This window comes from Nocardioides flavescens (genome assembly GCF_009823805.1).
In the GTDB taxonomy this organism is placed as follows: domain Bacteria; phylum Actinomycetota; class Actinomycetes; order Propionibacteriales; family Nocardioidaceae; genus Nocardioides; species Nocardioides flavescens.
In genome coordinates this window covers 188,543-211,262 of sequence record NZ_WUEK01000006.1, presented here as the reverse complement: position 1 = coordinate 211,262, position 22,720 = coordinate 188,543, and the positions used below count along the sequence as shown (strand labels likewise).

Below are 22,720 nucleotides of genomic sequence, written 5' to 3'. Positions count from 1 at the left end.
GAGCCCCGGTCGCCTGTCGGCGGCCGGGGCTCCGGCGTACGGCGGTGTGGTCGGGCCGGCGGGTCAGACGACGAGGCGGACCGGCTGCTCGAGCAGCTCGACGAGCGCACCGAGCCAGCGGGCGGCGAGCGCACCGTCGATGACGCGGTGGTCGACGGAGAGCACCAGGCCGAGCTGGGTGGCGACCGCGAGCTCGCCGTCGCGCACGACCGGCGCCTGCCGGCCCGCACCGACCGCGAGGATGCACGACTGCGGCGGGTTGATGATCGCCGCGAACTCCTCCACGCCGTACATCCCGAGGTTGGTGACGGTGATCGAGCCGCCCTCGAGCTCGGACTGCTGCAGCCGACCCGCGTCGGCCCGCGTCGCGAGGTCGCGCACCGCGCTCGAGATGGAGGTCAGCGTGCGGTCCTGGACGTCGCGCACCACGGGGGTGACGAGGCCGCGCTCGGAGGCGACGGCGACGGCGACGTCGACCGACGGGAGCCGGACGGTCGCGTCCTCGGTCCAGATCGCGTTGACCTCGGGCACGGCGACGTGGGCGAGCCCGACGGCCCGCACCACGAGGTCGTTGACCGAGATCTTGACCGGCGCGTGGGCGTTGACCTGGGCCCGGAAGGCGAGCAGGTCGTCGATGAGTGCCGTGCGCTTGAGGTAGAAGTGCGGCACGTCGCGCTTGCTCTGGGTGAGCCGCGCTGCGACGGCCCGGCGCAGCCGGGTGTGGGGCTCGCGCTCCCCCGCGACCTCGGGTGCAGATGAGGGTGCGGGCGCGGGCGCGGTGGGGGCCGGCGCCTCCCGGTGCGCCGCGATGGCCGCGTCGGCGTCGCGCCGGGTGATCCGGCCGTGCGGGCCGGTGCCGCGCACGTCCTCGGGCCCGAGCCCCGCCTGCTTCAGCAGCTTGCGGGCCAGCGGCGAGATGAAGATGCGGCGCGGCGCGGTGCTCGACGGCGTCTCGACCGGGTCGGGTGCCGTCGGCACCTCGGCGGCCTCGGGGGTCGGCGACTCCGCCTCCTCGGCCGGTAGGTCGCGCCGCGGCGCGGCGGGCTGCTCGGGCGCCGACGCCTCCACGCCCAGCTCGGCCAGCAGCCGGTCCTCCTCCCCCACGTCGGCACGGGCACCGACCAGGGCCATCGGCGCGCCGACGGCGACGACCGCTCCCGGGGAGACCAGCGCGCGCAGCAGCACGCCGCTGGCGTCCGACTCGACCTCGACGGTCGCCTTGTCGGTCTCGACGACGGCGACCGGCTCACCGGCCGACGCCTCCGCGCCCTCGACGACGAGCCACTCCGACAGCACGACCTCGGTCGCGCCGGCGGCGACCTCAGGCACCCTCAGCAGCTGCGCCACGTCACTCACCCGTCCCGGACAGCTCGGCCGCGATCGAGCGCAGCGCGGTCACGACCTCCTCGGTGCGGGCGATGGCCGCCCGCTCGAGGACCTTGCTGATGCTGGGCGACGCGGTCGCGCCGTGGACGCGCTCGACGGGCGCGTCGAGCCAGTCGAAGAGCCGCCGGCTGATCTCGTCGCCCAGCCACCCGCCGTACGACGTGCCGACGGCGCCCTGCTCGACGATGAGCACGCGGTTGGTGCGGCGCACGCTCTCCTCGATGGTCTCCCAGTCGAGCGAGGCGCGGTCGAGCCAACGCAGGTCGACCAGGTCGGCCTCGAGCTCGGGCACCCGGTCGAGGGCCTCGGCGCAGTGGCCGACCATCGAGAGGTAGCTGATGACGGTGAGCTGGTCGCCGCGCCGTCGTACGGCGGCCCGCCCGACGGGCAGGTGGTAGTCGAGGTCGTCGACCGGCACGGGCCCGGTGGTCGGGTAGAGGTCGACGTGCTCGAGCACGACGACCGGGTCGTCGCAGGTGAGCGCGGTGTTCATCAGCCCGACGTAGTCGTAGGGCGTCGACGGCGCGACCACGCGCAGCCCGGGCGCGGTGGTGAGCACGCCGGCGGGGTCCATCGAGTGCTGGGAGCCGTAGCCGGTGCCGGCGGCGAGCTTGCTGCGCAGCACGAACGGCACGGCGCTGTCGCCGCCGAACATGTGGCGCGCCTTGGCGACCTGGTTGAAGAGCTGGTCGGCCGCGACCCACATGAAGTCGGCGTACATGAACTCCACGACCGGGCGCACCCGGCCGTCGAGGGCCATGCCGCCCGCCATGCCGGTGAAGGCGTTCTCGCTGATCGGGGTCCCGAGGACCCGGTCGGGGAACTCCTCGAGCGGTGCGCGGGTCGCGCCGTTGGTGCCGCCCTTGAGGCCGTCGACGTCCTCGCCGAGCACGACGACGGACTCGTCGAGCTCCATGCGGCGCGCGACCACCTCGCTGGCCACGTCGATGAAGCGGCGCTCGGTCGTCTGGTCGTGGTCCTCGAGCTCGGCGGTGCGCACGCCCTCCAGCTCGGACAGGTCGCCGCGCACGCCGACGTCGACGAAGTCGGTGCGCGGCCACAGGGCCGGGCGGATGCGGCGTTCGTCGGGCTTGCCGCCGGGGACCGGCTCGAGCAGCTCGTCGCCGATCTCGCGCATGGTCTGCTCGGCCAGCGCCGCCGCGGCGTCGAGCTCCTGGGTGGTGGCGAGCCCCCGCTCGACCGCCTCGGCGCGGAGCCGGGCGATCGGGTCGCGCTCGCGCCAGGCGGCCTCCTCGGCCTTGTCGCGGTAGCCGAAGGCGCTGCCCGGGTAGGGGCCGTTCTGGTGGAAGTAGCGGTAGACCTCGGCCTCGACGATCGTCGGGCCGTGGCCGGCGCGCATGTGGTCGACGGCCTCGCTCATGGCGGCGTGCACCGCGAGCGGGTCCATCCCGTCGACGCTCCAGCTCGGGATGCCGAAGCCGAGGCCGCGGGCCGAGAGCCGGGTCTCGGCCGTGACGGCGGAGACGGGCGTCGAGACGGCGTACTGGTTGTTCTCGATGAAGAAGCAGACCGGCAGCTTCCACGCCGCGGCGAGGTTGAGGGTCTCCAGCACCGAGCCGATGTTGACCGCGCCGTCGCCGAAGTAGGTCACGCTGACCGCGTCGGTGCCGGCGTGGCGCATGGCGTACGCCGAACCGGCGGCCTGGGGCACACCGCCGCCGACGATCGCGTTGGTGCCCATCGCGCCGGCCTCGCGCCACTGCAGGTGCATCGAGCCGCCGCGGCCGCGGCAGTAGCCCTCGGCCAGACCGCAGATCTCGGCGAGGGTGCGGCGCAGGACGGTGCGCACGTCGGCGGTGAGCTCGGGGAGCTCGGGCAAGCCCTCCGCCCGCCCCTCGGCGACGTGGCCGAACGCCTTGGCCAGGAACTGGTGGTGACCGCGGTGCGAGCCGCTCACGTGGTCGTCGGAGCGCAACGGCAGCACGGAGCCGACGGCGCCGCCCTCCTGGCCGATGCTCGAGTGCGCCGGGCCGTGGACGAGCCCCTTGCCGGCGAGCTCGAGGACGTACTCCTCGAAGGATCGGATCCACTGTGCCCGGCCGAGCAGCGTCAGGGCGACGGACGGGTCGACCGCGCCTCGCTCCTCAGGGCTGAGCGTGAGCTCCACCCAGGGCGCGGCTGGGGTGAGGGGACGACGGTCGGGCACGGGGACCTCCTGCGGCGTGCAGTGACACTGAACACAGCACACGCTAGGGTCTGATTGGATCCATTGCAACCGCGAGGAGAGTTCGATGCCCGTCCTGCCCGGCGTCCGCGCCGTCGACCACGTCGGCTTCACCGTCCCCGACCTCGACGAGGCCCACCGGTTCCTCGTCGACGTGCTCGGCGCGACGTACCGCTACCGCCTCGGACGGCGCGAGGGCGAGGGCACGTGGATGAGCGAGCACCTCGGGGTCGACGACCGGGCGGCGATCGCCGAGATCCGCTTCTTCGCGATCGGATCCACCGTCTTCGAGCTGTTCGCCTACGACGCCCCCGACCAGGCGTCCGCTCCCCCGCGCAACAGCGACGTCGGCGGGCACCACGTGGCGTTCTACGTCGACGACCTCGACGCCGCGGTCGAGGCGCTGCGGGCCGCCGGCGTCGAGGTGATGGGGTCGCCCGTCACCAGCGGTGGGGCGCACCTCGGTCAGCGGTGGGTCTACTTCCGCGCGCCCTGGGGCATGCAGTTCGAGCTGGTGTCCTACCCCGAGGGACGCGCCGTCGACCGCGACCCCGCGCCGTACCGGTGAGAGCGTGACCTGGTGAGGGTCCCGTGAGCACCACCAGTCAGCGGATCGCCGACGTCCTCGCCGGGCGGATCCTGCGCGGCGAGCTCGCCCCGGGGCAACGCATCACCCAGGACGAGCTGGCCGCTGACCTGTCCGCGAGCCGCATCCCCGTGCGCGAGGCGTTGCGCATCCTGGAGCAGCGCGGCCTCGTGACGCTGCGGGCCAACGCGGGGGCGTGGGTGGCCAGCATGAGCCGCCGCGACCTCGAGCTGTCCTACGAGATCCGCGAGCGGATCGAGCCGCTGCTGCTCCTCGACAGCCTGCCCGGCCTCACCGACGAGCACCTCGACGCCATGCGCACCACCCAGGACGAGATCGCCGCGACCGACGACGTCGAGACCTTCCTCGACCTCGACCGCCGCTTCCACTGGACGTCGTACGCCGGGTCGAGCGAGACGCAGCTCTCCGCGATCATCGCCCGCCTGTGGGACACCACCCAGCCCTACCGCCGCGCCTTCGCCCGCCTCGCCGGCAGCCAGGGCTCGTGGGTCATCTCGGCCGAGCACGAGCTGCTCCTCGAGGCCCTGCGCCGCCGCGACGGCGACGTCGCGGCCCACGTGCTCAGCCTGCACATCCGGCGCACCAAGGTCGCCCTGCTCGAGCACGGTGACCTGCTGAGCACCGGTGGTTGAGGAGGTCCGCCAGGACCGTCTCGAAACCACTCATGCCGTAGAGGTGGTTTCGAGACAGGACTTCGTCCTTCCTCAACCACCGGCGGCCGCCGTCACGCCTCGCCGCGGCCCCAGGTGGTGTTGAGGTGCGACTGGGGGTCGCGCTGGAGCGGCAGGGCGCCGTCGACGGTGAAGTAGCGCTTGCCGGCGACGATGAGCTCCTCGGCGGGGAACTTCGTGATGACCTCGCACCCGTCGGCGGTCACGACGACCTCCTCCTCGATGCGGGCCGCGCCCCAGCCGTCGGCGGAGGGCCAGTAGGTCTCGAGGGCGAAGACCATCCCCTCCTGCAGCTCCTCCGGGTGCTCGAGCGAGACGAGGCGGGAGAAGATCGGCTTCTCCCAGATCGACAGCCCGACGCCGTGGCCGTACTGCAGCGCGAACGCCGCCTCCTCGTCGGGGAAGCCGAACTCCTGCGCGGTCGGCCAGACCGAGACGATGTCGGCGGTGGTCGCGCCGGGTCGCACCAGGGCGATGGCGCGGTCCATGTACTCCCGGGCACGGGTGTAGGCGTCGCGCTGCGCCGAGCTCGCCGAGCCGACGGCGAAGGTGCGGTAGTAGCAGGTGCGGTAGCCGTTGAAGCTGTGCAGGATGTCGAAGAACGCCGGGTCGCCGGGGCGGATCAGCCGGTCGGAGAACACGTGCGGATGCGGCGAGCAGCGTTCGCCGGAGATGGCGTTGACGCCCTCGACGTACTCCGAGCCGAGGTCGTAGAGCGTCTTGGCGACCAGGCCGACCGCCTCGTTCTCGCGGACGCCGGGACGCAGGAACCGGTGCAGCTCCTCATAGGCCGCGTCCACCATCGAGGCGGCCTGGGTGAGCAGCCGGATCTCGTCGTGGGTCTTGATCCGCCGGGCCTCCATGAAGACCTGCTGGCCGTCGACGACGGTGATGCCCTGCTGCTGCAGTGCGAAGAGGATCGGCAGCTCGACGACGTCGATGCCGAGCGGCTGGTCGGCGACGCCGAACTTCTCCAGCTCGCGCTTGATCTTGCGGGCCACCTCCTCGGCGATGCCGGCGTCGGGGGTGAAGGCCCCGCGCAGCGTCGAGATGCCGGCCCGGGCGCCGCTCTCGAGCCGCGGCCGGGTGGCGCCGTGGTGCGGCGCGTGCGGGTCGGCGTCGAGCTCGCTGGAGGTCCGGTCGAGCCAGGGGTTGTAGAGCGCGTGGTGCTTGGCGGCGGAGCCGAAGTCCCACGAGATCGGGTCGGTGCCGCGGGTGAGCAGGCTGAAGCGGATCAGCTTGTCCATCGCCCAGGTGCCGATGTGGGTCGCGGTCATGTAGCGGATGTTGGAGAAGTCGAAGGCCAGCACCGCCCCGAGCTCGGAGCGCTCGAGCTCGGCGCGCAGGCGGGCGAGCCGCTCGTCGCGCAGGCGGTCGAAGTCGACGCGCTGCTCCCAGTCGACGGCGGTCGTGCCGGTGGTGCCGGTGGGCTTCATCGGGGTCCTCTCAGGACGTGCTGGTGCACGGGGTCGTGACGGGGAGACGGCTAGAGTCCGGGCGGTGACGACGGAGATCGGGGCGCAGCTGCGCGACGCGCGACGGGCGCGCGGGCTGAGCCTGCGCAGCGTCGCCCAGTCGCTGGGCGTGTCCGCGTCGCTGCTGTCGCAGGTCGAGACGGGCAAGGTGCAGCCGTCGGTCTCGACGCTCTACGCGCTGGTCAACCACCTCGGTGTCTCGGTCGACCAGCTGCTGGGGGTCGAGGTCGGCACCGGCGACCCGGCGTACGCCGTGCCGGACGGGACGCCGCCCGTGCAGCGCGCCGGCGAGGGCGCCGTCCTCGAGATGGAGAACGGCGTCACCTGGGAGCGGCTGGCCGCCGGAGCGGGCTCGCCCGTCGACCCCATCCTGGTGACCTACGCACCCGGCGCGTCCAGCTCGGTGGAGGGCCGGATGATGCGCCACGCGGGGGTGGAGTACGCCTACGTCACCGAGGGACGACTCACGCTGCAGCTCGACTTCGAGAGCCTCGAGCTCGGCCCGGGCGACTCGCTCCACTTCGACTCCGCGCGCCCGCACCTCTACACCAACCACGGCACCGAGATCGCCCGCGGCGTGTGGTTCGTGGTGGGTCGTCGCGCGCAGAACCAGTCGCTGCCCACGGCTCCCGGCGAGCCCGAGGGACCACCGGCCAACCTCACGTCGGCGGTCGACGTGCTGCGGGCGATGGACGACCTCCACTAGCCGCTCATCCCAGGTCCGGGTGCCAGCCGCCGCCGATCTCGGCCTCGGGCATGGCACCGACGATGTGGTCGCGCGAGGCGTTGACGCGCTCGCGCAGGGCGTCGAGGTCGACCCCGACCAGCTCGCCGTCGGCCTTGACCCGCTCGCCCGCCACGAAGACGTCCCGCACGAGACCCGGGTGGGCGTTGTAGACGACCGCGCCGAGCGGGTTGTTCATCGGCAGGAAGCCGAGCGAGCGGTGCTCGAGCACGACGACGTCGGCGGCCTTGCCGACCTCGAGCGAGCCGGTGACGTGGTCGAGCCCGGCGGCACGCGCGCCGTCGATGGTGGCGAACTGCAGCACCTCGGCGCAGGTGAGGCCGATCCGGTCGATGGCCTCGTCGGCCTCGAGGTGCGGGGCGTTGTCGAGCGCGCGCTGCATGCCGATCGCGGTGCGCATCGTGCCGAACATGTCGCCGCCGTTCGAGCTGCACACGTCGATGGAGAACGTCGGCCGGATGCCGGCGCGCAGCAGCCGCCCGGTCGCCGGGAAGCCGTGGCCCATCTGCATCTCGACGTCGGGCGCGACCGAGGCCGTGCCGCCGGAGTCCGCGATCAGCTTCAGCTCGTCGTCGGCCAGCGTGCAGCAGTGGACGTAGGTGACGCGGTCGGAGAGCAGCCCGTCCTCCTGCAGGATCCGCACCGGACCCGACTTGCCCCACGAGCCGTCCCCGACGTGCACCGTGACGCGCAGGTCGAGCTCGTCGGCGAGCGCGTAGTCCTGGCGGTTGACCTCGCGGGTCGCGAACTGCGGCCCGCGCAGCGCGAGCGCCATCGTCACGAGGCCGTCGTCGCCGGAGAAGTGCTCCTCGCGCACCCGCCGCGCGTCGTCGGGGTGGGGCACCGCGCTCGGCAGCGGCGCACTCCACTGCGGGGCGCCGCCGCCGTGGGCGAAGACCGCGCGCATCCGGGTGTCGCGCAGCGCCTGCACGGCGGCGTCCGCGTGCTCGGGGCTGAACAGGTTGTGCGACCAGTCGACGAGCGTGGTGATGCCGCTGTCGAGGGCCTCGAGGGCGCCGAGGTAGTTGCCGGTGTAGGTGTCCTCGGCGCGGAAGTACTGGCTCAGCCCGGTGTGCAGACCGGCGAAGTACTCGGTCAGCGACCAGTCGGAGGCGATGTTGCGCACCACCGACTGCCAGGTGTGGCGGTGGGTGTCGACGAAGCCGGGCATCACGATGCGCCCGGTCACGTCCAGCACCTCGGCACCGTCGGCCTCGAGGCCGCGCCCGATCGCCTCGATCGTGCCGTCGGCGCCGATCAGGACGTCGGTGTCCTCGAGCACCTCGCCGGGGCTGCGCGAGGTGAGGACGGTGCCACCACGGAGGAGGGTGCGAGCGGCCATGGGTCACGACTCCTGTCGGTCCGACGTACGGCGTCACCTCGGCGTGGCGCCGATCACATCGTGCACCTGCACTCACGACTTGTCCAGTCTCACTGAACACGCCTCGATGCTGTGAGCCTCCTGAGACTCGTGCTCGAACGCAACGGCGACGACATCCGCCCGAGACACGCGCTCGCTTGACTCCGCTGACCACCCCACGAGCAAGGAGCCCGTCCGTGACCTCATCGACCCCGCGTCGACCGCACCACCGAAGGCGGTTCGCACGCCGCCTCGTGCCCGGCCTCGCCGCCGCCAGCCTCGTCGGTGGCGTCCTGGCCGTCACCCCCACGACCGCCGAGGCGTGGAACTCCGTGCCCACCACCGGCGGGGACAGCTGGGGCGTCCACGACGCGGCCAACCCGGGTCTCGACACCGGCAGCGTGCGCAACACCGTCGGCAACGCCGCGACCGCGGGCGGCGCCCTGCAGGGCTACGGCGGCATCCGGATGAAGGTCGACCGCGGCACGAGCCGCCTCAACGGCATCCTGCTGCGCGGCTTCGGCCTGACCTACGACGGCTACCAGAGCTTCACGAGCACCCAGGGCGTCGACGTCGACGGCGTCGTCGTCCGCCGCGAGCTCGTGGTGCCGACCGGCTCGAGCTACGGGCGCTTCTTCGACACCTTCACCAACACCACCCACGCACCGGTCACCTTCGACGTCGCCTTCGGCGGCCAGCTCGGCTACGACACCGGCGAGAACCAGTCGGAGATCAGCCGCACGGGCAGCGGCGACCAGTCGATCACCAGCGCCGACGGCTGGGCGTCGTGGTTCACCCCCGTCCGGACCACCGCCGGCAACCCGAGTCAGAACGGCCCCTCGGCGACCGTCTTCGGCACGCCGGGGTACGCCGCGTCGCTGAAGCGGATGGGCAACTTCCTGCTCGACCCGTTCACCCAGGCGCTCCCGACCAGCGGCGACGCCGCCAACTTCCCCGGCTTCGTCAACACGCTGACGGTGGCCCCCGGCGCGACCGCCTCGGTGCTGCACTACGTCGTCACCGGGCTGCCCGAGGGCCGCGCCGTGCTCGGGTCGACGCGCGCGGCCGGCAGCGAGGTGGCGACGGTCGAGAACACCGCGACCACGCTGACCGCGGCCCCGGTCACGACCGGCCTGAGCACCGCCGAGCTGTGCTCGGTCACCAACTTCACCCCCGCCTCGCTCGGCCTCGGCAGCTCCGACTGCACGCGCCGGCCCACGAGCGAGCTCGTCGACACCCCGGTCGGCTCGACCGCGGCCGCCACGCCGACCACCACCTCGCCGTACGACGTGGTCGGCAAGACGCTCACCCAGCTCGTCGCCGACCTGCGCAGCGGCAGGACGACCTCGCAGCAGATCATGCGCGCCTACCTCGACCGGATCGCGGCGTACGACCGCGGGCCCGGCGGTCTCAACTCGGTGATCACCGTGGCCCCGGACGCGATGGCCCAGGCCAAGGCGGCCGACGCCGCGCGCGCCGCGGGTGACACCCGCCCGCTGCTGGGCATCCCGGTGATGGCCAAGGACATCATCGACACCTTGGACATGCCGACGACGGGCGGCTCGCGCGTCTTCGACGGCTACCGACCGAAGAGCGACGCCTTCCAGGTCGACCTGATGCGCAAGGCCGGCGCGATCATCATGGGCAAGGCCAACCTCGCCGAGTTCGCCAACGACGGTCACGCCAGCCCCAACGGCTACGGCGCGGTGTGGAACGCCTTCGACCCCTCGCGCAGCCCGATCGGCTCCAGCGGCGGCTCGGCCGTCGCGGTGGCGTCGAGCTTCACCGCCGCCGCCTGGGGCACCCAGACCGGCGACTCGCTGTGGGGTCCGTCCGGCGCGGCGAGCCTCTACTCCCTGCGCGGCACGGACGGCATGCAGTCGAGCGGCGGCACCATGCCGCTGACCCTCATCCAGGACTACGTCGGCTGGATCGGCCAGTCCATCGAGGACCTCGCGCTGCTGCTCGACGTGACCGCGAAGGACAACCCCGCCGACGTGCTCGACGACGTCGCCAACGGCAAGCGTCCGACCGACTGGTCGGCGACCCTCAAGGCGGACGCGCTGCGCGGCAAGGTCATCGGGGTGCCGGCGACGGCGTTCGACGACCCGTTCCAGACCACGACGGTGAGCAACGCGCTGCGGGCGAAGTTCGACGTGTTCCGCCAGGCCGGGGCGACGATCAAGACCATCCCCGACTTCACCGACGTGCCGGCCCGGGGCAACTACGGCAACACCGGCTACGAGGGCTGGCTGCAGTGGCTCGAGGCGCACCCGGACGCGCCGTACTCGCGGCCCGAGCAGATCACCAACAACCCGCTGCGGGTGCCGTACCAGTATCCCGGCCCCTACACCGGTGACGGCACCGGGATGACCGACCAGCAGCAGCGCGACTTCGAGGCCTACCGCGCGCTCTACCGGTCCAACCTCGCCGGCTGGATGGACTCCAACGGCGTCGACGCGGTGCTCTACCCGACCGAGCTCAGCGAGATCCACCTCAACGACACGGTCCAGCCGAGCTTCGGTCGCAAGGACCCCCAGTCCTCGGCCTCGGGCGTGCCGACGGTGATCTTCCCGGCGGGCGCGACCGTCAACGGCAACCCGGTCGGCTTCCAACTGCAGGGCAAGGCGTTCCAGGACGCCGAGCTCATGGGCTTCGCCTACGCCTTCGACAAGATCGCGCAGGGCCGCATCCTGCCGACGAAGGTCACGCCGCGGCTGGCCTACGACGCCGACGCGGTGCCCGCGGTGGTCACGCCGCTCACCCCGACCCCGTCCTCCAAGCGGCTCACCGTCGTCTCCTCGCGGGCCCTGGCGAAGATCTCGCGCAAGGGCAAGGCCAAGGTGGCGCTGTCCGTCGGCTGCGCGAGCGCGAGCGACCCGTGCGTCGGCCGCGTCGTGGTCACGGTGAAGGGCCGGGCGTTCTCGGCGCCGGTCACCGTCGGGGCCGGTGGCCTGAAGACCGTCACCGTCACCCTCAGCCGCAAGGCCTCGAAGGCCCTGCGGCGCGGCAAGGCGGGCAAGCCCGCCAAGGCGGTGAAGGCGAAGGTGACCTTCGTCGGTCTCCTCGGCACCACCAGCACCACGACCCCCGTGACGGTCACGGTGCGCGCCCGGCGCTGACCCGAGCCACGGCGTACGACGAGGGCCTGGTCTGCGGCTGCAGGCCAGGCCCTCGTGCGTGTCCGTCGTGCGTGTGAGTCGGGTGGACGGTCAGTCGACCTGCACGGAGCGGATGTGGTTGCCGAGCACGACCCGGTCGAAGACGGTGCGAGCCGAGCCCGGGTCGTGGGCGGCGCCCATCGTCAGGAGCAGCGGGACGAAGTGGTCGGCGGTGGGGTGCGCGATCGCGGCCCCGGGCGCCTTGAGCCGGTAGTCGACGAGCTCGTCGACGTCGCCGCGGTCGATCGTCCGGCCGGCCCACTCGTCGAAGGCGCTCACGTGACCGACGAGCGACGGCTGGCGCATGGCCGCGAAGCTGTGGGTCATGAACCCCGAGCCGATGACGAGCACCCCCTCCTCGCGCAGCTCGCGCAGCCGCGCCCCGAGGGCCAGCAGCGCCGCCGGGTCGAGGCTCGGCATCGACAGCTGGACGACGGGCACGTCGGCCGCGGGGTACATCGCCATCAGCGGGATGAACGCCCCATGGTCCAGACCCCGCTGGGTGAACTGGTGCACGGGTGTATGGCCGAGCGTGCCGGCGACCCGGCGTGCGAGGTCGGTGGCGTCCGGGGTCGCGTAGGGCAGCGTGTAGTAGCGCGGGTGGAAGCCCCCGAAGTCGTAGAACAGCGGCGTGCCCGCCGCACTGCCCGCCAGGGCGGGCGGCGCGGTCTCCCAGTGCGCGGACACGATGACGATCGCCCGCGGCTTGGGCAGCGACTGGCCCCACGCGAAGAGGTCGTCGAGCCACGCGGCGTCGTCAAGCGTCGGCGGTGCCCCGTGGCTGACGAACAGCGCGGGCAGCGGGCCGTCGGCCGGCTCCCAGGCGCGCTGGGCCCGAGCCAGCGGCAGCGCCCGAGCCAGCAGCGCGTCGTACGCCCCGGCCGGGACGGCCGGGTCGAGCAGCTCCTCGATCGTGGTCACCGGCGCGCCCGTCTCACGAGCCGAAGGACTGCGGCCCGAAGCGCCCGACGGCCACGACGACCGCCAGGACCAGCAGCACGACGTTGATGCCGATCATCGGCGTCTCCTCGCGCCGCGCGTGCGTGATCGCGGCGCCCACCATCAGCAGGGCGAGGCCCGTGGCGGCGACGGGGACGAGCACGGGGGCCACGTCGACCAGCGCCGGCACGATCAGGCCCACGGCCCCGAGGACCTCGGCCGCGCCGATGAGCTTGACCTGGCTCGGCGAGAAGTCGTGCACCCAGCCGAGTCCCGACTCGGCGAGCTTCTCCCGCGGCTGGGTGAGCTTCATGGCCCCGGCGGCGGCGAAGGCCACGGCCAGCAGCCCCGCCACGATCCACAGTGCGACGTTCATCCGTGTCCTCTTTCGGGTCGATCACTTCAGTGTTGAAGTAAACGTAGCGTCCGTTACTTCAACCTTCAAGTCATCCGTACGATGGCGACATGGATGGCGACATGGAGGAGCGCACGGACGACGACGCCCCGCAGTGGCTCGCCCCCGACGAGCAGGAGAGCTGGCTGGCACTGGTGAGCCTGCTGGTGCGGCTCGAGTCGGCGCTCGACACGCAGATGCGGGCCGACGCGGGCATCACGCACTTCGAGTACGGCGTGCTCTCGGCGCTCTCCGAGACGGAGGGGCGCACGATGCGGCTCAGCGACCTGGCCGTGATGGCGGAGGGGTCGCTCTCCCGGCTGTCCAACGTCGTCACCCGGATGGAGAAGCGCGGCCTCGTGCGGCGCCACCCCGACCCCGACGACGGTCGCTACACCCTGGCGACGCTCACCGACGCCGGCTGGGACCTCGTCGTCGCAGCCGCCCCGGGGCACGTGCGTGAGGTGCGCCGCCTGGTCTTCGACCCCCTCACCCGCACCCAGGTCGGCCAGCTCACCTCCATCGCGCGCCGCATCGTCCGCACCATCGACCCCGCCGACCGCTGCCTCGGCTGAGTGCGTCCTCGGTGTGTCTCGGCGCCGTCAGGCGGTGTGGCGGTAGGTCGGGTAGTCGACCAGGCCGGCCGCGCCGCCGCCGTAGAAGGTGGCCGGGTCGGCCTCGGCCAGCGGCAGGCCCAGGCGCAGTCGTTCGACCAGGTCCGGGTTGGCGACGTACGCGCGCCCGAAGCTGATCAGGTCGGCGCCGAGGCCGAGCCAGTGGTCCGCGATGGTGCGGTTGGTCGGCACGGGACCGTACGGCGCGCCGCCGCGCTGCAGCCAGGTGCTCGGGTTGACCACCAGCGGGCCCGTCCACCGACGGCGCAGCGCCCGCATCGTGTCCTCGTCAGTCGTCGCCTCCAGGTGGACGTACGCCGGGCCGGTCCGCTCGAGCTCACCGAGCAGCGCGTCGTAGAGGTCCGGCACGTCCTCCTCCACGGCGTCCCAGATGCCGGCGTCCGGGGAGAGCCGGATCCCGACCCGGTCGCCGCCGACGGCATCGACCGTCGCCTCGACCGCCTCGACGGCGAACCGGATCCGCCCCGCGACCGACCCGCCGTAGCGGTCCGTGCGCAGGTTGGCGTTGCTCGAGAGGAACTGGCCGATCAGGTAGCCGTTGGCGCCGTGCAGCTCGACCCCGTCGAAGCCCGCGTCGAGAGCTCGCACCGCGGCCTCGGCGTAGGACCGGGCCTGCTCCGGCACCTCATCGGTGCCGAGGGCCCGCGGCACCGGCGCGGGCAGCGGTCCGGACGTCGTGAAGAGCGAGGCCCGGGCAGCGACGGCGGACGGGCCCACCGGCTGCAGCCCGCTGATCGAGGGGTGGCTGATGCGCCCGCCGTGCATCAGCTGCGCGACGATGCGCCCCCCGTTGGCGTGCACGGCGTCGGTGACCTGTCGCCAGGAGGCCGCCTCCGCGTCGGTGCGCAGCCCGGCCGCGCCCGGGTTGGACGTGCCGACCAGGTTGGGCGCGACGCCGTCGCTGATCAGCAGTCCCGCGCTGGCGCGCTGGGCGAAGTAGGTCGCCATGGTCGCGGTCGCGAGGCCGTCGGCGGTGCCGCGCACCCGCGACATCGGGGCCATCACGACGCGGTTGGGCAGCGTGAGCGGCCCGAGCTGGACGCGGTCGAACAGGCTGGTCATCGTCGTTCTCCTCCGGCGTGCGACGTTCGCGCACTTGCCGTTGACGACGCTAAGACCTGACACTGACGTCAGAGGCAAGTCGCGAGCGACCGGTGAGAGCCGGATCACCCGGACCGGATCGGAAGGGGGCCATGGTGCGGATCGGTGAGCTGTCGGAGCGGACGGGCGCCAGCGTGCGCTCGCTGCGCTACTACGAGGAGCAGGGCCTGCTGGTCTCCGAGCGGAGCCCGTCGGGACAGCGGCACTACGCCGACGACGCGGTGAGGCACGTCGCCCTGCTGCGCCAGCTGTACGCCGCGGGGCTGACCAGCGCGGTCATCGCCGAGCTGCTGCCCTGCACCTACGCCCCCAGCGTCGCCGCCAACGACGACGCCTTCGAGCGGCTGCAGGTCGAGCGGGAGCGGCTCGAGGCCCACATCGCGGAGCTCACCGAGACGCTGGCCGCCCTGGACGTCGTCATCGGCAACAACCGCCGCTGGCGCGCCGCCCAGGAAGCCCCGCTGCCCAGCTGAGCCGTCACTTCACGCAGAGCACCGGCACCTCGCTCTCGAGCACGACGCGCTGGGAGACGCTGCCCAGCAGCAGCTTGCCGACGGGGCTGCGGTGGCGCACGCCCACGACGACCAGGCTCGCTCCGATCTCTCCGGCGCGGGTGAGGACAGCGTCGGCCACGTCGGGGTTGCGCACCTGCTCCGCACTCGCCTCGCTCGCGTCGAGCTCGTCGGTCAGGGCCGCGACGCCGTCCGGGGAGAGGGCGCTCTCCACCAGTGGCGCCGACTCGGTGAGCACGTTGAGCACGAGGGCCTGCTCGCCGAGGCTGCGCGCGTACCGCAGTCCCGTGTCGAGCACCTCGCGCGAGGTCTCGCTGGGGGTGTAGGCGATGAGGACGGTCATGGCTGCTCCTGGTTCGGGGTGGGCGGATCGGGGTCGTACGACGCGGCTCAGTCGTCCTCGACGAAGACGAGGTCGCGCTTCTTGCGCATGGCCGGGAGCACCGAGACGAGCAGGGCAGCCGCGGCGACGGCGAGCAGCGAGGCCGACAGCGGTCGGGTGAGGAAGGTGCTCGGGTCGCCCTGCGAGATGAGCATCGCCCGGCGGAAGTTGTCCTCCAGAAGCGGGCCGAGGACGAAGCCGAGCAGCAACGGCGCCGGCTCGCAGCCGCACTGGATGAGCACGAAGCCGAGCAGGCCGAAGACCGCGATCATCAGCACGTGGTAGGCGTTCAGCCCCACCGCGTAGGTGCCGATCGAGGCGAGGATGACGATGGTCGGGAAGAGGATCCAGTAGGGCGTCTTCAGCATCCGCACCCAGATCCCGATGAGCGGCAGGTTGAGCGCGACCAGCAGGGCGTTGCCGATGAACATCGACACGATCAGGCCCCAGACCAGCGCGGGCTGCTCGTCGATGACGGTGGGACCGGGGGTGATGCCCTGGATGATGAAGGCGCCGATCATCAGCGCCATCACGGGGTTGGACGGGATGCCGAGCGTCAGCAGCGGGATGAACGACGTCTGCGCGGCGGCGTTGTTGGCCGACTCCGGCCCGGCGACGCCCTCGATCGCGCCGTGGCCGAACTCCCCCGGGTTCTTCGAGATCCGCTTCTCGGCGGCGTAGGAGGCGAACGACGCCAGGATGTGGCCGCCGCCGGGCAGGATCCCGAGCAGGGAGCCGATGACCGTGCCGCGGCCGACCGGGCCACCCATCCGCCGGAAGTCCGAGCGGGAGGGCCACAGGCTCGAGACGCCGCTGATCGTCCCACCGCGGCTCTGCGGGTCGCGCAGGTTGCGCAGGATCTCGGCGATGCCGAAGACGCCGACCGCCAGCGCCACGAAGCTGATGCCCGAGAAGAGCTCGGGGATGCCGAAGGCGAAGCGCGGCTGGCCGGTGTAGGTGTCCTGGCCGACCGCGCCGAACAGGATGCCGAGCATGATCATGGCGAGCGCCTTCAGCACCGAGCCGCGGGCCAGGGCGATCGAGACGACGAGGCCGAGCACGACGAGCGCGAAGTACTCCGCCGCCCCGAACGACAGCGCCACCTGCGCCAGCGGGGGCGCCGCCACGGCGAGGACGACGGTGGCCACGGTGCCGGCGGCGAAGGAGCCGAGGGCCGCCGTCGCCAGTGCGACCCCGGCCCGGCCGCGCCGGGCCATCTCGTGGCCGTCGATCGCGGTCACCGCCGAGGACGACTCCCCGGGCAGGTTGATGAGGATCGCGGTCGTCGACCCGCCGTACTGCGCGCCGTAGTAGATCCCGGCGAGCATGATCAGCGCCGTCGTCGGGTCGTCGAAGTTGAAGGTGATCGGCAGCAGCATCGCGATGGTCGCGGTGGGGCCGATGCCGGGCAGCACGCCCACCGCCGTGCCGAGCGCGACGCCGATGAGGCAGAACAGCACGTTCTGCCACTGGAACGCCGTCTCGAGGCCGAGGGAGAGGTTGGAGAACAGGTCCACGACGGCTCCTCAGAACCAGTAGAGCGGCAGCCGCAGCTGCAGCGCGAGGACGAAGATGACGTAGCAGGCGAGCGTGATCCCCGCGGTCGCCAGGACGGCGCGCACGATCGTCGTCGCCGGCGAGGCGAGCGCGCTCACGAACACGGTGACGACGGTCGTCGGGATCAGCCCGACCACGGGGATCAGGTAGGCGAAAGCCACGATCGCGCCGCCGACGCACACGATCGCGCGCCACGGGATGCGTGAGAGACCCTCGGTCACCTCGCCGCCGCGGACCCCACCGAGGGCCACGGAGACACCGAGTCCGACGAGGATCAGTCCGACGACGAACGGGAACATGCCCGCGCCCATCTCGTCCCACGAGCCGAGGCCGTAGCCGAAGCTGGCGAAGGCGAAGGCCCCGCCGAGGACGGCGAAGAGACCGCCCGCGACGAGCTCGCCGTGGCGCTCGTGGAGGGCACCGCCGGACGGCGGCTCCTGGGTGGTGGGGACGGGGTGCTCGGACGACGACATGACGCTCTCCAGTGGTCGACGGGGACGGGTGCGGGCGCGCGGCGGTGCCGGCCGGGCCGCGCCTGGGCGCGACCCGACCGACGACCGGGCGGACTCAGCTGAGGACGTCGCCCCAGAGGTCGATCTGCTCGTTGAGCGTGGTGGTGACGGCCTCGGGCTGCACGTCCTCCGCGGCGACCGGGGCGGTGCCGAGGCTCGCCATCTGGTCGATGACGGCCTGGTCCTCGAGCGCGGTGGCCAGCGAGCCGCGCAGCTTCTCGACGACCGCGTCCGGGGTGCCGGCGGGGGCGTACAGCGCGTGCCAGACGGCGACCTCGACCCCGGGGAAGCCGGCCTCGGCGGTGGTCGGGAGGTCAGGTAGCGACTCGACGCGCTCCGGCGTCGTCACGGCGTAGGCCTGGACGTCGCCGCCCTCGATCTGGCCGGTCGTGTTGGTGGTCTGGTCGCACATCACGTCGACCTGGCCGCCGACGAGGTCCGCGATGGCCGGCGCGGCACCGTCGTACGGCACCTCCTGGAGCTCGATGCCGAGCTCCTGCTGGATCAGGCGGCCGCACAGGTGGGAGGCCGAGCCCACGCCGGCGTTGGCCAGCGTCACGTCGCCGGCGTTCTCCTCGAGGTAGGCGAAGAGCTCCTCGAGGCTCTTCGGCTCGAGGTCGCCGCGGGCGATGATCGTCATCGGCACCTCGGTGACCAGGCCGATCGGCTCGAAGTCCTCGACCGGGTCGTAGGCGAGGTCCTCGTAGAGGGTCGGCGCGGTGGACATGCCGATGTGGTGCATGAGCAGCGTGTAGCCGTCGTTCTTCGCGTTGGCGACCTCGCCGGCGCCGACCGTGCCGCCGGCACCCTCGACGTTCTGCACGATCATCTGCACGCCGAGCTCCTGGGACATCGGGTCGCCGACGAGGCGGGTCACGGTGTCGGTCGGGCCACCGGCGGCGAACGGCACGACGACCTCGATGTTGCGGTCGGGGTAGGAGTCCGACGCCGCGGCGTCGTCGCCGCCACCGCCGGGGGCGCAGGCGGTCGAGGCGAGGGCGAACGCCGCGACGCCGACGGTGGCGGCGATGCGGCGGGCGGACGTGCTCCGGGCAGGGCGGGACGCGGTCATGAGAGCTCCGTACGACGGGCAGCCGGGACGGCTGCAGCGGTGGTCGGTCGGTGCCGGGGAGTTCCGGCGCCGGGCTGTGTCAGGACCGTAGGTGTGACAGCGGTCACGCGTCATCAGGTGGAGCCCGTTCCTAACGTTGCCTTAGGGAAACCGGTGACATCGCCGCCGCGTCATCGCCGCCCGCCCTCCTACGATGCGCGCATGAAGATCCTGGTCGTCGAGGACGACGACTCGGTCGCGGCCGCGCTGCGGGCCGTGCTGGAGCGTCACGGCCACAGTGTGACCCGCGCGTCGCGCGGCGACGACGCCCTGCGCCGCCACCGCGACGCGGACACGGTCCTGCTCGACCTCGGGCTGGCCGACGGCGACGGCTTCGACGTGCTCCAAGCGCTGCGCCAGATCTCGACCGTGCCGGTCGTCATCGTCTCGGCGCGCGGCGACGAGCGCTCGGTGGTGCGCGGCCTGCACCTCGGCGCCGACGACTTCCTGGTCAAGCCGATCCGGATGAGCGAGCTGCTGGCGCGCCTCGAGGTCGTGACCCGGCGCCGCAGGCCGACCGGGCCGGCCGAGGGGGCACGGTTCGGCGACGTGGAGGTCGACCTCAGCACCCGGCGCGTCGAGGTCGACGGCGCTGCGGTCGCCCTCACCACCAAGGAGTTCGACGTCCTGGCTGTGCTCGCGCGGCGCCCGGGCGAGGCCGTGAGCAAGCAGCTGCTGCTCGACGAGGTGTGGGGTGACACGTCGCAGAGCACCGCGCGCTCCCTCGACGTGCACCTGACCCAGCTCCGCAGCAAGCTCGGCCGCCCGGGGCTGATCGAGACCATCCGCGGCTACGGCTACCGCATCGGGGCCGGCTGATGCGGCTGCGGATCGCGGGGCCGCTGCTCCTCGCGGTCCTCGCCGCGCTCGTCCTGCTCGTCACCCCGATCATGCAGTCCATCGCCGAGCGCCGGACCAACGCCGTCGAGACCGAGCGCCGGGAGGCGATGGCCCGCACGACCGAGCTCGCGCAGGTCGCCCTCGAGGACGGCGACCTGACACCACTGCGCCGCCACCTGCAGCGCTACCACGCCCTCTTCGGCGAGGATGTGCTCGTGCTCGACGCCGCGGGCGAGGTGCTGCTCTCGGTCGGTGACCTCGACCCGGGCTCGGGCGAGGTGCAGCGGCGCGTGCGCGACTTCGGGGCCAACCTCGCCCAGCTCGACGTGCCGACCCTATCGCCGTGGTCCCCCGCGACGGCGCTGCTGTCGGCACCGGTCGCCATCGAGCGCGACCTGGCCGGGGGCGTCGTCGTCATGGAGGTCGACCTGCGTGAGGCCCGCACCGAGGTGCGCGACGAGTGGCTGCTGCTGCTGGTGCCGGTCTCGGCCGGTCTGCTGGCCCTGATGGCCGCGACGCTGTGGGCGACCGGGTGGATCCTGCGTCCCGTGCACCGGCTCAACCGCGCGACCCACGCCCTCGCCAGCGGCGACCACGTCGACGACCTGACGCTGTCGGGCCCGCCGGAGCTGCGTCGGCTGGCGAGCTCGTTCCAGATCATGGCCTCCACGCTGGAGACGACCGTCGCCCAGCAGCGCGACCTGGTCGCCGGGACCTCCCACCAGCTGCGCAACCCGCTGGCCGCCGTACGCCTGCACGTCGACCTGCTGGCCGACGAGCCGGCCGCCGACCGCCACGTCGTCGAGGCCGTGCAGCGCGACCTCGACCGGCTCGACGCGACCGTCGACCGGCTCCTGGGGCTGGCCGAGGCCGAGCACCGCGTCAACGAGCGCCGGGCCGCGCTCGCCGTCCAGGAGGGCGGGCCGCCGGTCGCCGAGGCGACCGAGGCGACCGCCGTCGCGACCTACGTCCGGGAGCGCTGGGCCGACCTGGTCGGGCCCGGACTGACCACGGCGACCGAGCCCGGTCTCGTCGTCGGCGTCGGGTCGCACGACCTGCTCGAGATGGTCGACACCGCCCTCGACAACGCCGTGAAGTACGCCGGGCACGAGCCCGTCGTCCGCGTCGTCCTCGCCGCCGGGCCCGCGGGGCGGGCGCTCGTGCGCATCGAGGACGACGGCGCCGGGCTGTCGCCCGAGGAGCTGCACCACGTCGGCGAGCGGTTCTGGCGCTCCTCGCGCCACGCCGACGCCCCGGGGACCGGGCTCGGCCTCGCGCTGGTGCACGCCCTCGCCCGCGCCCACGACGGCTCGATGACGGTCGGCCGCTCCGAGCTGGGCGGGCTGTCCGTCACCCTCGACCTGCCGCGCTCCGAGGGCCTCGCGTGAGGCTGGACCGGCGCACGCTGCTGCGCGGCACCGGCGCGGCCGGCCTCGTGCTCGGCCTCGGCGCGGCCACGGCCGTCGGCGCCGACCGCAGGTCAGCGGGCAGCGGCGTGACGACCGACCTGACCGTGGCGGGGGGCGAGCTCTACGGCTCGTTCACCCGGTTCGCGCGACTGCTCGCGGGCGAGCTGCGCGGACGCGAGGCCGTCGGACGCGTCTCAGTCACCTCCTCCGCGGGCTCGGTCGCCAACCTCGCCCTCCTGCGCTCGGGCGAGGCCGACCTCGCGCTCGCACTGGCCGACTCGTTGGCCGGCGACCCCACCGGGATCGCCGCGGTGGCCCGCCTGTACCAGACCACGCTGCACTGCCTCGTCCGGGCCGACAGCCCGATCCGCTCGGTGGTCGACCTGTCCGGCCGGACGATCGCGGTCGGGCTGCCGGGCTCCGGGACCGAGGAGACCGCCCGCCGGCTGCTGTGCCCCCGGGTCGACCTGGCGCTGCGGGCGGCCACCCAGACCGACGGCGCGATCGCACTGGCCGGCGGCCGGGTCGACGCGATGCTCTGGTGGGGCGGGCAGCCCTCCCCCGAGCTGGCCTCCCTCAGCCGCACCCACCCGCTGCGGGCGATCGACCTCGGCGACCTGGTGGACGCCGAGGTGGGCGCGGGATCGGCGTACCAGAGTGTCCGGCTGCCGAGCGACGTGTGGGGCCAGGCCGACGACGTGCGCACCGCCGGCGTCGCGGTGCTGCTCCTGTGCCGCACCGGGCTCGGCGACGACGCCGTCCGCACGGTCGTCGACACCCTCTTCACAGCCAAGGCGCAGCTCGTGCCGCAGCCCTCCGGTGGGCTGCAGTACCTCGCCCCCGCCAGCCTGATCGACACGTTCCCGGCCGATCTGCACCCGGCCGCCGTCGCCCGCTACCGCCAGCGGCACGGCTGAGCCGTGGAGGTCGCACCGTTGCCCAGCACGCCTGGCACGCATCGTCGGTGCCCTGCGTCATGATGGGCGAGACCAGAGGGAGGGAGATCGATCATGACTGCACTGGCTGAGCCAGCGGCCGTCGACAAGTTCGAGGCCGCCCTCTGCACCCAGACCGAGGCAGCCCGATTCCTCGCCCTGTCCGAGTCGACCTTCCGCAACTGGGCTCGCGGCTACCACGTCGATGTCGACGGAAGACACGTCGTCGGGGCACCCGTGTTGAGCACTGTGCCCAAGGTGGGTCCGCGCGGGCCGAACATCCCCTTCGTGGGCCTCGCCGAGGGCTACGCACTCAGCGCGATCCGGAAGACCGGAGTTCCGCTGCAGCGCATCCGACCCGCACTCGAGCGACTCAACCAGGAGGTCGGCCTCGGACACGCGCTCGCGTCCGAGCAGCTCTTCACCGACGGCGCCGAGGTGCTCTTCGACTACGGAGAGCGCGAGGGCGGCGAGCAGCGTGACGCCGTGCAGGAGCTCGTCGTCGTGCGCAACGGCCAAAGGGTGTTCGCCGAGGTCGTCGTCGAGTACCTGCAGCGCATCGAGTTCGGCTCTGACGGCTTTGCAACCGCCATCCCGCTGCCGGGTTTTCGACGGGCCGGCCTGGTGGCCGACGTCCGCAGGTCCTTCGGCCAGCCCGTCTTCACAGCGAGCGGCGTGCGTCTGGAGGATGCGATCGCACTGTTCAAGGCCGAGCGGGACATCGACGTCGTCTCGGAGGAGTACGGCATCCCTCGCATCGAGCTCGAGGACGCCCTCGCCGTTCTGCTGAACTGAGACCGGCT

At 72.8% G+C, this 22,720-nt stretch carries 21 protein-coding genes; 10 read left to right on the top strand and 11 right to left on the bottom strand.

What is annotated here, in order from left to right:
• Positions 1–63: 63 nt before the first annotated feature.
• Positions 64–1,329, bottom strand: coding sequence for a dihydrolipoamide acetyltransferase family protein (locus GRQ65_RS11715; RefSeq protein ID WP_337191666.1), 1,266 nt, complete (start codon positions 1,327–1,329; stop codon positions 64–66).
• Between the two features lie 19 nt (positions 1,330–1,348).
• A complete protein-coding gene (locus GRQ65_RS11710) occupies positions 1,349–3,553 on the bottom strand; it encodes a thiamine pyrophosphate-dependent enzyme (protein ID WP_160878141.1) in 2,205 nt (734 codons plus the stop codon).
• A gap of 85 nt (positions 3,554–3,638) precedes the next feature.
• Here GRQ65_RS11710 and GRQ65_RS11705 point away from each other — a divergent pair, with 85 nt between their 5' ends.
• Both GRQ65_RS11705 and GRQ65_RS11700 read left to right on the top strand, forming a co-directional pair.
• Entirely contained in the window at positions 3,639–4,139 is a 501-nt protein-coding gene (locus GRQ65_RS11705) for a VOC family protein (protein WP_160878140.1), read from the top strand.
• A gap of 23 nt (positions 4,140–4,162) precedes the next feature.
• A complete protein-coding gene (locus tag GRQ65_RS11700; protein WP_160878139.1) occupies positions 4,163–4,810 on the top strand; it encodes an FCD domain-containing protein in 648 nt (215 codons plus the stop codon).
• Between the two features lie 92 nt (positions 4,811–4,902).
• On the opposite strand, the gene GRQ65_RS11695 is transcribed toward GRQ65_RS11700, so the two are convergent.
• A complete protein-coding gene (locus GRQ65_RS11695) occupies positions 4,903–6,285 on the bottom strand; it encodes a M24 family metallopeptidase (RefSeq protein WP_160878138.1) in 1,383 nt (460 codons plus the stop codon).
• Between the two features lie 64 nt (positions 6,286–6,349).
• Between GRQ65_RS11695 and GRQ65_RS24020 the strand changes: the two genes are divergently transcribed.
• Positions 6,350–7,030, top strand: coding sequence for a helix-turn-helix domain-containing protein (locus GRQ65_RS24020; RefSeq protein ID WP_160878137.1), 681 nt, complete (start codon positions 6,350–6,352; stop codon positions 7,028–7,030).
• Between the two features lie 4 nt (positions 7,031–7,034).
• Here GRQ65_RS24020 and GRQ65_RS11685 read toward each other — a convergent pair whose 3' ends face one another.
• Positions 7,035–8,411: an amidohydrolase family protein gene (locus GRQ65_RS11685; RefSeq protein ID WP_160878136.1), complete on the bottom strand. Its 1,377-nt coding sequence runs from the start codon at positions 8,409–8,411 to the stop codon at positions 7,035–7,037.
• A 215-nt stretch (positions 8,412–8,626) separates the two neighbouring features.
• On the opposite strand from GRQ65_RS11685, the gene GRQ65_RS24015 reads away from it, so the two are divergent.
• Positions 8,627–11,551: an amidase family protein gene (locus GRQ65_RS24015; protein ID WP_160878135.1), complete on the top strand. Its 2,925-nt coding sequence runs from the start codon at positions 8,627–8,629 to the stop codon at positions 11,549–11,551.
• 90 nt (positions 11,552–11,641) lie between these two features.
• Here the strand turns inward: GRQ65_RS24015 and GRQ65_RS11675 are convergent, their stop codons facing one another.
• Complete coding sequence (locus GRQ65_RS11675) at positions 11,642–12,511, bottom strand: DODA-type extradiol aromatic ring-opening family dioxygenase (RefSeq protein ID WP_337191665.1); 870 nt, start codon at positions 12,509–12,511, stop codon at positions 11,642–11,644.
• A gap of 13 nt (positions 12,512–12,524) precedes the next feature.
• A complete protein-coding gene (locus GRQ65_RS11670; RefSeq protein ID WP_160878134.1) occupies positions 12,525–12,905 on the bottom strand; it encodes a DoxX family protein in 381 nt (126 codons plus the stop codon).
• Between the two features lie 89 nt (positions 12,906–12,994).
• Between GRQ65_RS11670 and GRQ65_RS11665 the strand changes: the two genes are divergently transcribed.
• A complete protein-coding gene (locus GRQ65_RS11665) occupies positions 12,995–13,498 on the top strand; it encodes a MarR family winged helix-turn-helix transcriptional regulator (RefSeq protein ID WP_237448132.1) in 504 nt (167 codons plus the stop codon).
• 27 nt (positions 13,499–13,525) lie between these two features.
• Here GRQ65_RS11665 and GRQ65_RS11660 read toward each other — a convergent pair whose 3' ends face one another.
• Positions 13,526–14,620: an alkene reductase gene (locus tag GRQ65_RS11660; RefSeq protein WP_160878133.1), complete on the bottom strand. Its 1,095-nt coding sequence runs from the start codon at positions 14,618–14,620 to the stop codon at positions 13,526–13,528.
• A gap of 131 nt (positions 14,621–14,751) precedes the next feature.
• On the opposite strand from GRQ65_RS11660, the gene GRQ65_RS11655 reads away from it, so the two are divergent.
• Positions 14,752–15,132, top strand: a complete 381-nt coding sequence (locus GRQ65_RS11655; RefSeq protein ID WP_202387971.1) for a MerR family transcriptional regulator — start codon at positions 14,752–14,754, stop codon at positions 15,130–15,132.
• A 4-nt stretch (positions 15,133–15,136) separates the two neighbouring features.
• Here the strand turns inward: GRQ65_RS11655 and GRQ65_RS11650 are convergent, their stop codons facing one another.
• The 4 genes from GRQ65_RS11650 to GRQ65_RS11635 form a co-directional block, all read right to left on the bottom strand.
• Complete coding sequence (locus GRQ65_RS11650) at positions 15,137–15,514, bottom strand: universal stress protein (RefSeq protein WP_160878132.1); 378 nt, start codon at positions 15,512–15,514, stop codon at positions 15,137–15,139.
• Between the two features lie 47 nt (positions 15,515–15,561).
• Complete coding sequence (locus GRQ65_RS11645; protein ID WP_160878131.1) at positions 15,562–17,070, bottom strand: tripartite tricarboxylate transporter permease; 1,509 nt, start codon at positions 17,068–17,070, stop codon at positions 15,562–15,564.
• A gap of 9 nt (positions 17,071–17,079) precedes the next feature.
• Positions 17,080–17,583 carry a tripartite tricarboxylate transporter TctB family protein gene (locus GRQ65_RS11640; RefSeq protein ID WP_160878130.1) on the bottom strand — a complete coding sequence of 168 codons (504 nt, stop codon included), beginning with the start codon at positions 17,581–17,583 and terminating at the stop codon, positions 17,080–17,082.
• A gap of 94 nt (positions 17,584–17,677) precedes the next feature.
• On the bottom strand, positions 17,678–18,694 hold the full coding sequence (locus tag GRQ65_RS11635) for a tripartite tricarboxylate transporter substrate-binding protein (RefSeq protein WP_160878129.1): 1,017 nt from the start codon (positions 18,692–18,694) through the stop codon (positions 17,678–17,680).
• A 201-nt stretch (positions 18,695–18,895) separates the two neighbouring features.
• On the opposite strand from GRQ65_RS11635, the gene GRQ65_RS11630 reads away from it, so the two are divergent.
• From GRQ65_RS11630 to GRQ65_RS11615, 4 genes are all read left to right on the top strand, one after another.
• Positions 18,896–19,552 (top strand): response regulator transcription factor, encoded by a 657-nt coding sequence (locus GRQ65_RS11630; protein WP_160878128.1) that lies wholly within the window; start codon positions 18,896–18,898, stop codon positions 19,550–19,552.
• A complete protein-coding gene (locus tag GRQ65_RS11625; protein WP_160878127.1) occupies positions 19,552–20,961 on the top strand; it encodes a HAMP domain-containing sensor histidine kinase in 1,410 nt (469 codons plus the stop codon). Before GRQ65_RS11630 ends, GRQ65_RS11625 begins: the two co-directional genes overlap by 1 nt.
• Complete coding sequence (locus GRQ65_RS11620; protein ID WP_160878126.1) at positions 20,958–21,899, top strand: TAXI family TRAP transporter solute-binding subunit; 942 nt, start codon at positions 20,958–20,960, stop codon at positions 21,897–21,899. Before GRQ65_RS11625 ends, GRQ65_RS11620 begins: the two co-directional genes overlap by 4 nt.
• Before the next feature lie 93 nt (positions 21,900–21,992).
• Positions 21,993–22,712, top strand: coding sequence for a DUF433 domain-containing protein (locus GRQ65_RS11615; protein WP_160878125.1), 720 nt, complete (start codon positions 21,993–21,995; stop codon positions 22,710–22,712).
• Positions 22,713–22,720 lie beyond the last annotated feature (8 nt).

What these genes read in the sequence shown, in the direction of transcription:
- GRQ65_RS11705 (WP_160878140.1), top strand. Translation starts at nt 3,639, where the DNA reads ATGCCCGTCCTGCCCGGCGTCCGCGCCGTCGACCACGTCGGCTTCACC.
- GRQ65_RS11695 (WP_160878138.1), bottom strand. Translation starts at nt 6,285, where the DNA reads ATGAAGCCCACCGGCACCACCGGCACGACCGCCGTCGACTGGGAGCAG.
- GRQ65_RS11685 (WP_160878136.1), bottom strand. Translation starts at nt 8,411, where the DNA reads ATGGCCGCTCGCACCCTCCTCCGTGGTGGCACCGTCCTCACCTCGCGC.
- GRQ65_RS11670 (WP_160878134.1), bottom strand. Translation starts at nt 12,905, where the DNA reads ATGAACGTCGCACTGTGGATCGTGGCGGGGCTGCTGGCCGTGGCCTTC.
- GRQ65_RS11665 (WP_237448132.1), top strand. Translation starts at nt 12,995, where the DNA reads ATGGATGGCGACATGGAGGAGCGCACGGACGACGACGCCCCGCAGTGG.
- GRQ65_RS11660 (WP_160878133.1), bottom strand. Translation starts at nt 14,620, where the DNA reads ATGACCAGCCTGTTCGACCGCGTCCAGCTCGGGCCGCTCACGCTGCCC.
- GRQ65_RS11655 (WP_202387971.1), top strand. Translation starts at nt 14,752, where the DNA reads ATGGTGCGGATCGGTGAGCTGTCGGAGCGGACGGGCGCCAGCGTGCGC.
- GRQ65_RS11650 (WP_160878132.1), bottom strand. Translation starts at nt 15,514, where the DNA reads ATGACCGTCCTCATCGCCTACACCCCCAGCGAGACCTCGCGCGAGGTG.
- GRQ65_RS11640 (WP_160878130.1), bottom strand. Translation starts at nt 17,583, where the DNA reads ATGTCGTCGTCCGAGCACCCCGTCCCCACCACCCAGGAGCCGCCGTCC.
- GRQ65_RS11635 (WP_160878129.1), bottom strand. Translation starts at nt 18,694, where the DNA reads ATGACCGCGTCCCGCCCTGCCCGGAGCACGTCCGCCCGCCGCATCGCC.
- GRQ65_RS11630 (WP_160878128.1), top strand. Translation starts at nt 18,896, where the DNA reads ATGAAGATCCTGGTCGTCGAGGACGACGACTCGGTCGCGGCCGCGCTG.
- GRQ65_RS11625 (WP_160878127.1), top strand. Translation starts at nt 19,552, where the DNA reads ATGCGGCTGCGGATCGCGGGGCCGCTGCTCCTCGCGGTCCTCGCCGCG.
- GRQ65_RS11615 (WP_160878125.1), top strand. Translation starts at nt 21,993, where the DNA reads ATGACTGCACTGGCTGAGCCAGCGGCCGTCGACAAGTTCGAGGCCGCC.